12 protein-coding genes are annotated in these 12,340 nt (G+C 71.8%); 7 read left to right on the top strand and 5 right to left on the bottom strand.

What is annotated here, in order from left to right; genetic code table 11:
• Positions 1-415 precede the first annotated feature (415 nt).
• The 3 genes from VF584_21495 to VF584_21505 form a co-directional block, all read right to left on the bottom strand.
• On the bottom strand, positions 416-1,027 hold the full coding sequence (locus VF584_21495) for a hypothetical protein (protein HEX8212764.1): 612 nt from the start codon (positions 1,025-1,027) through the stop codon (positions 416-418).
• A gap of 104 nt (positions 1,028-1,131) precedes the next feature.
• Positions 1,132-3,567 carry a PBP1A family penicillin-binding protein gene (locus VF584_21500; GenBank protein HEX8212765.1) on the bottom strand — a complete coding sequence of 812 codons (2,436 nt, stop codon included), beginning with the start codon at positions 3,565-3,567 and terminating at the stop codon, positions 1,132-1,134.
• A 33-nt stretch (positions 3,568-3,600) separates the two neighbouring features.
• On the bottom strand, positions 3,601-5,841 hold the full coding sequence (locus tag VF584_21505; protein ID HEX8212766.1) for a PBP1A family penicillin-binding protein: 2,241 nt from the start codon (positions 5,839-5,841) through the stop codon (positions 3,601-3,603).
• A gap of 380 nt (positions 5,842-6,221) precedes the next feature.
• On the opposite strand from VF584_21505, the gene VF584_21510 reads away from it, so the two are divergent.
• The 7 genes from VF584_21510 (at position 6,222) to VF584_21540 (ending at position 10,758) form a co-directional block, all read left to right on the top strand.
• Entirely contained in the window at positions 6,222-6,599 is a 378-nt protein-coding gene (locus VF584_21510; protein HEX8212767.1) for a MarR family transcriptional regulator, read from the top strand.
• A gap of 89 nt (positions 6,600-6,688) precedes the next feature.
• Positions 6,689-7,123: a DoxX family protein gene (locus tag VF584_21515; protein HEX8212768.1), complete on the top strand. Its 435-nt coding sequence runs from the start codon at positions 6,689-6,691 to the stop codon at positions 7,121-7,123.
• A gap of 40 nt (positions 7,124-7,163) precedes the next feature.
• The gene (locus tag VF584_21520; protein HEX8212769.1) at positions 7,164-8,096 is read left to right on the top strand and encodes a VOC family protein; all 933 of its coding nucleotides are present in this window, start codon (positions 7,164-7,166) and stop codon (positions 8,094-8,096) included.
• A 66-nt stretch (positions 8,097-8,162) separates the two neighbouring features.
• Positions 8,163-8,759 (top strand): NAD(P)-binding domain-containing protein, encoded by a 597-nt coding sequence (locus VF584_21525; protein ID HEX8212770.1) that lies wholly within the window; start codon positions 8,163-8,165, stop codon positions 8,757-8,759.
• A 170-nt stretch (positions 8,760-8,929) separates the two neighbouring features.
• Positions 8,930-9,316 carry a VOC family protein gene (locus VF584_21530; GenBank protein HEX8212771.1) on the top strand — a complete coding sequence of 129 codons (387 nt, stop codon included), beginning with the start codon at positions 8,930-8,932 and terminating at the stop codon, positions 9,314-9,316.
• Positions 9,317-9,399: 83 nt separating this feature from the next.
• Positions 9,400-10,308 carry a VOC family protein gene (locus tag VF584_21535; protein HEX8212772.1) on the top strand — a complete coding sequence of 303 codons (909 nt, stop codon included), beginning with the start codon at positions 9,400-9,402 and terminating at the stop codon, positions 10,306-10,308.
• 90 nt (positions 10,309-10,398) lie between these two features.
• Positions 10,399-10,758 (top strand): hypothetical protein, encoded by a 360-nt coding sequence (locus VF584_21540; GenBank protein HEX8212773.1) that lies wholly within the window; start codon positions 10,399-10,401, stop codon positions 10,756-10,758.
• A 51-nt stretch (positions 10,759-10,809) separates the two neighbouring features.
• Here VF584_21540 and VF584_21545 read toward each other — a convergent pair whose 3' ends face one another.
• Positions 10,810-11,310, bottom strand: a complete 501-nt coding sequence (locus VF584_21545; GenBank protein HEX8212774.1) for a DUF4112 domain-containing protein — start codon at positions 11,308-11,310, stop codon at positions 10,810-10,812.
• Positions 11,311-11,443: 133 nt separating this feature from the next.
• A complete protein-coding gene (locus VF584_21550; GenBank protein HEX8212775.1) occupies positions 11,444-12,145 on the bottom strand; it encodes a Nif3-like dinuclear metal center hexameric protein in 702 nt (233 codons plus the stop codon).
• Positions 12,146-12,340 lie beyond the last annotated feature (195 nt).

Below are 12,340 nucleotides of genomic sequence, written 5' to 3' on the forward strand. Positions count from 1 at the left end.
GTGTTGAGCGCGTGCGGATGAGCCCTCCGAGGTCGAATTGCGGCCGTGGTGAGCCCCTGCGCCACGCCGCGAAGCGCCACACCAGCGAAAACCTGGTGGTGCGGCTCAACCCAAACTCTGGTTTGCAGGATTTGGGTTGAAACCGCTGCAACAACCGCGGGAAGCCTGCCTTCGCAGGCTCCGGGGGCGGGATCGGGGCGCGGCGACGGTCGCCGGGGGCTTAAGCCCCCGGCTGGAACCACGGGAAGGCGGCTGAAGCCGGCTCGAGAAACGCGGCATTGGACCCGGAGTCCGCGCAGGCGGACTTTGTGCTGTTGTTGCCGCGAGTTCACTCGCCCCAGAAGCCAAAAATGCAAAACCGGGCCGCCGATCTTCGCGATCGGCGGCCCGGTTCTGAGTTGGGGTGCGTCGCGCGCTATGGCGTGCGGCGGGTGACGGCGGAGGCGCCGGTCGGGACCTGGCCGGCCAGGGCGCGCTGGAGGCTCGCCTGCAGCTGGCGGCTGCGCGCCAGGAGCTGGTCCGTCTGCGGATCGGCGGCGACCATCTGGCGGTGCAGGCGGTCGTCGAAGGCGCGGGCGCGGCGCGCGATGTCCGGCTGCCGCATCACCGTTTGCTGCGCGCGCATGAAGCGGCTCTGGATGGTGGCGAACTCGCGCGCCAGCGCCCGCTTGCGCGCCACGTCGTTGCGAGCCTCGGCCGTGCGCGCCTCGGCCTCCATCGCCTTCACGCGCGTGGCCAGGCGCGGGAGCTCCGGGTCCTGCCGCTCCATCGCCGCCTTGATGTCGCGCATCAGCGTCGTCTGCGTGGCCGTAAGGTCGCCGGCGCGCATGGCGCGGGCGTGGATCCCCTGGAGTCGCGCCGCGATCGAGCGCAGCTCCGCCATCTGCGCCTGCGACTGCTCGCGGGTGGGGGTGGCCGCCGGGGCCGCTACGCGCGCGGCCGTGGGGCGGGCCTGCGCGGAAAGCGCCGCGGGAAGGGCTGCAAGTGTAAAGGCGAGCACTCCCGCCCGCCGGGTATGACTGGTCAACACGCTCTCCTCTGCTGGTGTCCGCGCGGGCACGGGGCCCGCGCCGTGTGGCCGCTCCGCCGGAACATGCGGCGCGTCTTCAACCCCAAAGCGGCCCTGAGGTTTCACCGCGCGCCCAGCGGCGACCCTCCGCCCGACGTGTCCGGAGGGGCCGGCGCCGGGGGCGGCGTGGGCTCCGGGGCGGGCGGCGGCGGCGCCTTTTCGCCCAGCACCCTCGGCCGGCGCGGCTCCGCGGGCGGGTGCTCATCCGTGCGCGTCGGGGGCCTGCGCGTGCGCGGCGTGGTGGGCGGCACCGGCTCGGGGTACGTCTCCACGCGCCCGGCCTCGGGGGTGCGGGGGCGCTCGCCGGCGCGGCGCTGCGCCTCCAGCTCCGGCCAGTTCACGCCGCGGCGCTCCAGGTCCGTCATCCCCACCGTGTCCGGGTCGTACCCTTCCATGGGCGGGAGCTGGATGTCGGTGGAGCCCCACTCCTCGTCGCGCCAGGCGGTGTCCATCGCCATGGGCGGGTAGCCGCCGACCACGTTGCACGGCTCGGCGGCCGGGCGGCTGTTGACGAAGTACTCCGTGTAGGTGGGGCCGCGCGCGGGGCATCCCTCCATCACCGCCAGCCCCGTGGCGCGGTCCACCGTCTCGGTGACGACGCCGCGCGGCGGCGCCCACTCCAGCGGCGCGCGGCGGCGGGCGTAGACGCGCTGCATGATGCGCCCCCACACCGGCGCCGCCAGCGTGCCGCCGGATGCGCCGCGCACGATGGTCTGCGGCTTGTCGAACCCGAACCAGACCGCGGCCACCAGGTCGGGCGTGTAGCCCACGAACCAGACGTCTGTGGCGGCGTTGGTGGTCCCCGTCTTTCCGGCGGCGACGCCGCGGAAGCCGGCCGCGCGCACCGGGGTGCCCGTGCCGCGGTCCACCACGTCGCGCAGCATGCTGGTGAGGACGAAGGCGTCCGCCGCCTCCAGCACCTGCTCGCGCTCCTCCTCCGCCTCCCACAGCACGTCGCCGTCGGTAGTCTCCACGCGGCGAACCAGGTGCGGCACCACGCGCTCGCCCATGTTGGCGAAGGCGGCGTACGCCCCCACCAGCTCGATCGGCCTCACCTCGGCCGAGCCCAGCGCGACGGCGGGGTTCTCAGGGACGGGCGTGGTGATGCCCAGCGAGCGCGCCTGGTCCGCCACGCGCCCCATCCCCACCTCCTGCGCCAGCTTGACGGTGACCACGTTCTTGGAGCGGGTCAGCGCGTCGCGCACGGTGATGGGGCCGTCGAAGGTGCCGGTGTAGTTGCGCGGGCTCCAGGTGCTGCCGCGCGACATCCGCACCTGCAGCGGGGCGTCCTCGAACTTCTGCGTGGGGGGCACTCCCTGCCCGATGGCGGCCAGGTACACGAACGGCTTGAACGCCGAGCCGGGCTGGCGCAGCGCCTGAAAGATGCGGTCGTAGTTGGAGTCCTCGTAGTCGCGCCCGCCCACCAGCGCCCGCACCTCGCCGTTGCGCGCGTCCATCACCACCGCCGCGCCCTGCAGGTACGGGGTGCCGGAGGCGTCGGTGCTCTCCTTGCCGCGCGTGTACTTGGGGTGGTTGAAGCTCCCGAAGGCGCCCGACTCGATGGCCGTGGCCTGGCGCGCCACCTCGCTCTCGGCGGCGGCCTGGGCGACCGGGTCGTAGGCGGTGAAGACGCGCAGGCCGGCCGTGTAGAAGCGCTCGCCAACCCGGTCCTCCAGCTCGCGCCTCACCCGCTCCACGTAGTACGAGCCGCGCTGCCGCGTGTCCTTGTTGGGGCGCGACACCCGCATCGGCTCCTTCATCGCCGCCTCGGCGTCCGCGCGGGGAACGTAGCCCACGTCGGCCATGGCGCGCAGCACGGTATTGCGCCGGGTGCGGGCGGCGTCCCTGTCCTCGCGCGGGTTGCGCCGCGAGGGGAGCTGCCCCAGCCCGCCGATGGTGGCGGCCTCGGCCAGCGTGAGCTGCGCGGCGGGCTTGCCGAAGTAGGTGCGCGAGGCCGCCTCCACCCCGTACGCCCCCTCGCCCATGTAGATGTGGTTGATGTACAGCTCGAGGATCTTCTTCTTGTCGAACGCCCGCTCGATCTGCCGCGCCACGCGGATCTCCATCACCTTGCGGCGGATGGAGCGCTCGGTGTACGGCAGCGCCTTGGGAAAGAGGTTGCGGGCGAGCTGCATCGTTATCGTGCTCCCCCCCTCCGACACGCCGCCGCGCTTGACGTTGGCGAAGAGCGCGCCGCCGAAGCGCTTCCAGTCCACGCCGCCGTGGTCGTAGAAGCGCCGGTCCTCGATGGCAACGAAGGCCTGCGGAAGGTACTCGGGAACCGAGTCGATGGGGACCACGCGCCGGTTGGCCGTGGACAGGGTGCCGAAGGGCTTCCCGTCCGCGTCCAGCAGCTCGGAGCCCTCGGCCTGGTACTGCTCCAGCTCGCTCACGGGGGCGCAGCCGCCCATGCCGCAGGGCGCGAACCAGAGCCAGCCGAAGCCGACCACGAAGAGGGCGAGGATGGAGAGGAGCGCGATCTTGAGCTTCGGGTTCATTTCGTCTCGGTTCCCCGCCCGCCGCGGCTCAGCTCATGGACGCTTCTCCGGCTGCGCGGGCTGGGGCTTGATGAAGTCTTCCGGCTGGGGCACGCGTGGCTGCCCGGGGAAGACGGGACGGCCGGGAAGCTCCGGCGTTGGATCGACAAAGGTTGGGGTGCGCACCGCGGGCGCCGCGCAGCTGGCCGGGGGTGCGTACCGGGCCGCGAAGTAGTCCGTGGTTCCGCCGCCGTACGGGCAGTCCGCCGTCAGCACGCGCCCCCCGCTCACCCGGCGCGCCACTACGCTGCGCGGGCGGGGCCATGCTGGAGGAGGGCGCCGTGTTTCGTACGCTTTTCGCATAATCCGCGCCCACACCGGCACCGCCAGCGTTCCCCCCGTGGCGCCGCCCAATATCGTCTGCGGATTGTCCAGCCCCAGCCACACGCCGGTCAGCAGCTCAGGGGTGTACCCCACGAACCACACGTCTGTTGCGGAGTTGGTCGTCCCCGTCTTTCCGGCGATGGGGATGTCGTACGAGATCCCGCCGATGGAGGGGTCGCGCACCCCGTAACCCGTGCCGCGGTCCACCACCTCGCGCATCATGTCGGTGATGATCCACCCCACCGCCGGGTCCACCGTGCGGCGCGTGGGCGCGGGGGGCTGCCAGAGGAGCTTCCCCTGGTGGTCTTCCACGCGGGTGACGTAGCGCGGCTCCACCCGGTAGCCGCCGTTGCCGAAGGTGGCGTACGCGGAGATGAGGTCGACGGGGTACACCGCCGCCGCGCCGATGTACACCGACGGGAAGCCAGGGATGGGCGTGCTGATCCCCGCGCGCCGCGCCAGGTCCTTTACCCGCTCGAACCCCGCGTCGCGCCCTACCCGGATGGTGGCCAGGTTGCGCGAGTTGCGCAGGGCGGAGCGCAGCGTCATGTGGCCGCCGTAGCGCCCGTCGTAGTTCTTGGGGCTCCAGGTGCCGACGGTGAGCGGCCCGTCCGACACGGCGAAGAGGGGCGAGCGCCCCCGCTCCAGGTCCGCGGCGTAGACGAAGGGCTTGAAGACGGAGCCCGGCTGGCGGAGCGCCTGCGTGGCGCGGTTGAACTGCGACTGCTTGAAGTCGCGCCCGCCCACCATCGCCATCACGGCGCCGGTGTTGGGGTCCATCACCACCGCCAACCCCTGCAGGTACGGCGTGTGGCGCACCGCCTGGTCCGGCTTGAGCCCCGCCGTGAAGCGCTCGTAGGTCGGGTGCCTGTACCCGCCGTACGTCCCCCCCTCGATCGCCCTGATCTGCGCCTCCAGCGCCTGCTCCGCCGTCTGCTGCAGCACCGGGTCGAGCGCCGTGTAGATGCGCAGCCCGCCCGTGTACAGCAGCTCGCCGAAGCGCGGCTCCAGCTCGCGCCGCACCGCCTCCACGAAGTAGGGGGAGCGGAGGGCGTTGGTGGGTGGCGCCACCGTCACTGGCTGCCGCTGGAGCTCGGCGGCGAGCGCGGGGGTGATGACACCCTCTTGCCTCATCATCTCCAGCACGCGGTTGCGCCGCCGCTCCGCGCGCTCGGGGTGCTCGCGCGGGTTGTACGCGCTGGGCGCCTGCGGAAGCCCGGCCAGCGTGGCCGCCTCCAACAGGGTGAGCTGCGACGCCGATTTGTTGAAGTAGGTGCGCGACGCGGCCTCGATGCCGTACGCCCCGGCGCCCAGGTAGATGTGGTTGAGGTACAGCTCCAGGATCCGGTCCTTGGAGAGCTTCCGCTCCATCTCCAGCGCCAGCTTGGCTTCGGCGATCTTGCGCCGCATGCTCTTCTCGCCCGCCGGGAGCTGCTGGGGGAAGAGGTTGCGGGCGAGCTGCATGGTGATGGTGCTGCCGCCCGTGGCCCCGAAGCCGCCCAGGATGTTGTCGCGGATCGCCCCCACCACGCGCATGGGGTCCACCCCCTCGTGGTGGTAGAAGCGCGCGTCCTCGATGGAGACGAACGCCAGCGGCACGTAGCGCGGGAGCGACTTGATGGGTACGACCGTGCGCCGCTCGCGGTGGAAGGTGCCCAGCAGGGCGCCGCGCGAGTCGAGCACCTGGCTGGCCTGGCGCGGCGCGAAGTCGGCGACCTGGTCCGCGCTGGGGCAGGTGCCGGTGCAGGCGCGCGTCCACGCGGCCACCACGCCGCCGGTGCCGCACGACGCCATCGTCACCAGCCCCAGGCCGATTACGATCTTGCGTTCCTGCCGGTTGCGCCACGCCGCGCGCAGCCGCTGCCAGCCGGCTCGCGCGCGCGCCTTCCAATCGCTGGTGTCCACTGCCACGGATCGATGCTCGGTTCGAGGTCGGCTATCGGGTTGCTGGGCTATATAGATACACCGAATCGGCCGCGGATGCCAATCCGTGGCCGGGTGACCGCGGGGCCTCACACAGAGACACAGAGGAAACGGCAAGAACAGAAAAGGGTTTCTCTGTGGCCTTGCGGTTCCCTTCGTGGCCTCTGTGTGATGCTGTTTTTCCGCGAGGCCGAGCGCGAAAAGTGCAGCCGCGGCGCGCACGGGCGCAGGCGGCTACCGCCCTTGACAACCCACGTTGTACCGATTATTGTGACAACATGAATAGTCGAGCCACGAACCCCCGGCCGCTCCCGGTTTCGCCTGAGCAGAGGGTCGCGGTCATGCTCGCACGGGCCGTCAGCCGGGGCATGTACAGGGCGGACCAGCTGCTCAAGCCGCTCGGGCTGACCGGCACGCAGTACAACGTGCTCCGCATTCTGAACGGGGCGGGGCCCGAGGGTCTCTGCGGCACGGACATCGGTGGGCGGCTGATCTCGCCCGTACCGGACATGACGCGCCTGTTGGATCGCATGGCCGAGGCGGGGCTCCTGGTGCGGGAGCGGGACCCCGTCCAGCGCCGCCTCGTGCGGGCGCGGCTCACCGACGCGGGACGCGCGAAGCTGCGGGAGGCCACGCCGGTGCTCGACGCGCTTCACCGCGAGCAGTTCCGCCGGTTCACGCCCGAGCAGCTCGAGACGTTCCGTTCTCTGCTGGAGCTGTTCGCGGAGCCGGCCGCCGCCAGCTGAGATCCGGCGCCCCAGGTCGTGAGAGACGGCCGTTCGCACGCAGTAACATCTGTTAAAACAAACCACGTTTCAACGAGAGAGTAAGAAGCATGTCCACCATCGATTCGACTCGCACCGCACCGCAGTCCCGCCGTGGCCTTCGCGTGACGCTCTGGACCCTGCAGGTCCTGCTCGCCATCGCCTTCGGCATGTCCGGCCTGTTGAAGCTTGCGACGCCCGTGGCTGACCTCGCCGCGCAGATGGCGTGGGTGGGGAGCGTGCCCGCCGCCCTGGTGCGCTTCATCGGCGCCGCGGAGCTGGCCGGCGCCCTGGGCCTCATCCTCCCCTCGCTGACCCGGATCCAGCCGCGCCTGACCGTCCTGGCCGCGCTCGGTCTCGTCGTGGTGATGGTGCTGGCCTCGCTCGTCCACGCCACGCGCGGCGAGTTCGGGATGATCCCGGTGAACCTGGTGCTCGGCGCGCTGGCGGCCATCGTGGCCTGGGGCCGCGGCAAGGCCGCTCCCATCGCGCCGCGTGGCGCCTGAACGGACACGGAACCGCTCCTTCTTCGTCGAGGATCCGACCATGAGCACCATGACCACTGACCGGATGCCGTACACCCGGGAGTCGCGCGCCCTGCTGCCGGACGCGCTCCGGCTGGGGCCGGTGCGGCTGGCCGTCTCGAATCTCGAGCGGGCGGTCGGGTTCTACACCCGCGTCATCGGCCTTCAGGTCGCCGCGCGCGGCCGGGAGGGCGGATACGAGGTGGCGCACCTGAGCGCCGGCGGCCCTGGATACGAGGACGTCGTGGTGCTCCAGGAGGAGCCGGGCGCACGTCCCGCCGGCAAGCACCTGCCGCACACGGGGCTCTACCACGTGGCGCTGAACTACCCGTCACGACTGGAGCTCGCCCGCACCGCTCGCCGCATCGCCGACTCGGGTGCGCGGGTCGGCGGCTCGGACCACAAGACGCACGAGGCCGTCTACCTCACCGACCCGGACGGCAACGGGCTGGAGCTCGCGTGGGATGCGCCGCGCGACCAGTGGCCGGCGACGCTGTCCAGGTACATGCGCGAGGGCATGGATCCGCTGGACGTGGAGGGGCTGCTCGCGATGACGGCCGGCGAGCCGGTCACCCCGCCGGCCGCGCCGGGGCTGAGGGTAGGGCACCTGCACCTGCACGTCGGGAGCATCCCTGAGGCGCGCGCCTTTTACGTGGATCTCCTGGGCCTCGAACTCCAGATGGACCTGGGGACCGGCGCCTTCGTATCGGCCGGCCGCTACCACCACCACCTCGGCTTCAACACGTGGCGCGGAGAGGGCGCGACGCCGCGCCCGGCGGAGTTCACGGGGCTGCGCGAGTGGCGCATCTACCTGCCGGCGGACGGCGATGTCCAGGCCGCCCGGGCGCGGCTGGAAGCAGGGGGTGTGCGGGTGACATCCGCAGGACCGGATGCGTTCATCACCGCCGACCCGTGGGGCATTCCGCTCTACGTCGGCCTGGACCCGCTGCGCTGAGCGCCGGGACAACCATCAGAAGAGGGAGGTACACAGTGAAGATCGGGATCATCGGCGCGGGGCAACATGGGCTCCGCCTTCGCGAAGCGTCTCGCGGCCGCCGGCCACGAGGTCTCCATCACGGCGCAGGACCCCTCGCATGCCGAGCAGGCGGCCTCCGCCGCGGGCGGCAACGCGCGCGCCGTGCCGCACGGCCAGATCGCCTCGGGCGCCGAGCTGCTCATCCTCGCCACCCCCTACGGTGCTGCCGCCGATGCGCTGCGCGGCGCGGGGGACGTGAGCGGGAAGACGGTCATCGACATCAGCAACCCCCTCGCCCCGGACTTCTCCGGCCTGACGGTCGGCTTCACCTCCTCGGCGGCCGAGGAGATCCAGAAGGCGGTGCCGGGTGCCAGGATCGTGAAGGCGTTCAACACCGTCTTCGCTCCGGTGCTCGGCTCGGCGCCGGGCGCGACCAAGGTGCAGGTGCTCTACGCCGGCGACGACGAGACGGCGAAGCAGGCGGTGCGTGGCGCGATCGAGAGCGCCGGCTTCGAGGCCGTGGACGCCGGTCCGCTCTCGAACGCGCGCTACCTGGAGCCCCTGGGGATGCTCAACATCTACCTCGGCTTCATGGCCGGCCGCGGGACCGGCATCGCGCCGGCCTGGGTGACGGCCGTCTGACCTGATCCGCCGCGTGGCTCCGAGCACGCCGTACGTGCCCGGAGCCGAGGGGCTGCGTCTCCCTGCCGGCCCGGACGCGTCACGATCACAGGCCCGTGGGGCATCCCGCTCCAGGCCCGCCTCCATTCAGCGCTGAGCGCGGTTGCAGCGCTCCACCAAGGGACACGACCATGCGAGTTGAAGGAATCACCTGGCACGCCGTTACGCTCAAGGACGAAACGCAGTTCGCCGCGATGAAGGAGTTGGCGACGGAAGCGTTCGGCCTCTCGCCCATGATGGAGATGCCGGGGATCAGCGTCTTCGCGATGCCGAACGGCACTCTCCTTGAGCTGTACACGCCCGAGACGGTGCCGGCCTACGGGTACAACGGGAGCATCGCGTTCGGCTTCCGCGTCGACGACGTGGAGGAGGCCTCCCGCGCCGTGACCGCCGCGGGAGGCGAGCTGCTGGGCGAGATCACCCGGGTGGAGGGGATGGGCTACGCCTACCGCCACTTCCGCGGACCGGACGGGCGCGTGTACGGGCTGAACGAGCAGAAGGCGCCAGCCGCGGAGTAGGGCGGTCCGGGGTGGCACCCTCGCCGCCCCATGCCCGCGTCAGGACCTGACGACTACGAGCTTCCTGAGGACTGGAGATGGAGATGATGGACGAGCACCATGCGCCCCGGTTGGGGGACGCCCCGGCCGGCCTTGCGGACTTCGCGACCCTGGGGCCCGTGCATCTGGACGTGATCGACGGCGCCCGCTCCGTGGGCTTCTGGAGGGACGTCGTCGGGCTCCACCTTCGCGGACAGGACGACGCCGGGATCGAGCTGGGCACCGAAGACGAGACGCTGCTCGTCCTGCATCCCGGAGCCACGAGCCGCGTACAGCGCGGCTTCAGCGGGCTCTACCACGTCGCGCTGCACTTGCCCGACGAGCCGGAGTTCGCGCGCGTGCTCGCCCGGCTGATCGAGCGGCGGTGGCCGGTCGCCCCGACGGACCACGTGATGTCCAAGGCGCTCTACCTGGACGACCCGGACGGGATCGGCCTCGAACTGGCGCTGGAAACCCCGGAGCGCAGGCGCTCCGTCCAGATGGTCGATGGCGGCATCGTCGTCATCGACGCCGAGGGGAGGAGGCGCAGTCCGACCGAACCGCTGGACGTGGAACAGCTCCTCTCGCGGCTCCCAGACAGCGACGTGGAGCGGGCGGTGCCGCCCGGGACGACGGTGGGCCACATCCACCTGCACGTTGGCGATCTGGAGGCGGCGCGCCGGTTCTACGGCGACGGAATTGGACTCCGCCAGCAGATGTACCTGCCGCAGATGCGGATTGCGGACTTCGACGCGGGCGGGCGGTTCCCGCACCGGCTGGCGCTGAACGTCTGGCAGGGTGCGGGAGCGCCCCAACGGCCGGCAGGGACGGCGGGCCTCCATCACTACAACATCCGGTTCGACACCGGGGGCCGCCTGGAGGCGGCGCTCCAGCGGCTTCCGAACGCCGCACCACATGCGGGCGGAGTATGGGTCGCCGATCCGGCGGGCAACCGGATCCTGCTCACCGCCTGACCGGCCTCGCGACCCCCAGACACACGGAATGCGAATTGCCACCCGACGTGGGTCCAGCAGCGAGGGACCCGCACACGCAAGCGAGGACACATGGACCGCAACGACGAAAGCAGCAACCCCGGCATGGCCGAGCGCCAGCTGGACGACTCCACCGGCGGCCGCAGCGAGGGCGAGCGCCTCTCCGACCAGGACGACATGGTGAGCCGCGAGGGGATGGCCGGAGCCGGCTCGGACGTCAGCGGCAACGAGGTGGAGCGCGGCGAGCGCCAGGCCCGCACCGCCCCCGACCCGGAGGACGGCAGCTACGGCGACGCCAGCGGCTTCGCGGCCGCGGGCACCGAGGGCGAGCAGCAGGCGCCGGGGCGCACCGAGAACGGCGGGATCGTCCTGGGCCAGGACCCCAGCGGCACCACCGGCACCTCCGCCGAAGCCAGCTCGCGCGACTTCTGACCCGCACACGTTTGAACGAGGGCCCCGCATCGCCGCGGGGCCCTCCGTGCATCACGTCAGTCCGGGTCCGCCTGGGCTCGTGAGCCAGTACCACATCGCGCGCACCACCGCGAACGCCACCACCCCGATCGCCGCCAGGATGAGCAGGAGCGCCAGCCCCGCGCCGAGCACCACCGCGCGGCTCGACCTGCGCGCGACGCCGGGCTGCTCCACCACCGTGCGCAGCAGCTTGATGTTTCGCGCGTTGGCCTTCCACCCCGCGTCGAACAGGTCGCCGAGGAAGGGGATGGTGCCCACGATGGTCTCCACGCCCACGTTTAGCACCATGCGCGCGACCACCGAGGCGGGCGCGCCCATCCGTGCCGCCTGCATCACGATGTAGGCGGACATCGCCGTCCCCGCCACATCGCCGATGCCGGGGACGAGGCCGATCAGCGCGTCGATCCCCACCCGCGCCCCCGTGCCGGGGATGGGGATGGAGTTGTCCAGCAGGTACGCCAGCCCGTCCAGCCGCTTGAGCCTGCCGGCGCTGCTCTGTGCGTCGTTCTGCACGTCCTCACCCCCCTCCGTACGCGGTGTACGCGGTTCCCCGCCGGTTTGTGGTGGCAAGGCGCGCGCCGGGGGCCCTCACCCCCGCTCGTCACCTCGCTGCGCCCTCGCCGTTCTCGTGAGAGGGGGCAAAGGCTCACGGCGCGTCGAGGACAACGATGGTAACCCCCGGCCACTCCGCGCGGAGAAGGCGGGCGAGCAGGTGGAGGCCCCACACCTCGGCGTGCCTGTGGCCCACCGCGACGACGGCGATCCCGGTCTCGATGATCGTGGCGCGGGCGGGGGCGCGCATCTGACCGGTCACGTAGGCGCCCGCGCCCCGGGCCACCGCCTCGCGCACGAGTGCATCCGTCATCGCGCCGACCACCGCCACGCGTTCGGTTCGACTACCGCTCCCACGCTCGATGTGCTCCGGCTCTCCAAGCTCAGCCGCGATGCGCGTCACAAGCGCCTCCAGCCCGCCCGCGAAGTCCCCGATCATCCCGAGCGGACGCCCCTCCTTCGCCCCCAGCGCCTCGATCCTGGAAAGGCCTAGTGCCTCCGCCAGATCAGGGTTGTATCCAACGGTCAGCCGCTCGTCGAAAGGCAGGTGGCTCGCCAGCACCCCGACGTCAGCTGGGAGCCTTTCTACCTCCACGCCCCACGGGCGGTGGAGGAAGAGCGCATCCAGCCCCTCACCCCGCACCTGCTCCATCACCGCCGCCGATGGCTCCAGCGCCAGCCCCAGCCTGCGCACCTCGCCCGTGGACGCGGCGAAGACGCTCGGCGGCTGCTCCGCGAAACGATCCGCGCCGGTGATCCGCTCGATGCTGGCGGCAAGGTCGGTGAAGGCGGGCATGGCCTCGAAGGGCGGGGAGCGGCGCGGGGACAGGCACGGGCAACCAGGTGGGGCGGCCCCTACAGGAATCCGTGCGGCCCGCGGGGGTTGTCGAGCGGGCAAGGGTGGGCAGACACGGAGGTCTGCCCCTACGGGTTCGGTGTGCGTGAACGGGTGGCCGAGCCGCGCGAGACACGGGCGCGATGAATCGCGCGC

The organism is Longimicrobium sp. (assembly GCA_036389135.1).
GTDB lineage: Bacteria > Gemmatimonadota > Gemmatimonadetes > Longimicrobiales > Longimicrobiaceae > Longimicrobium.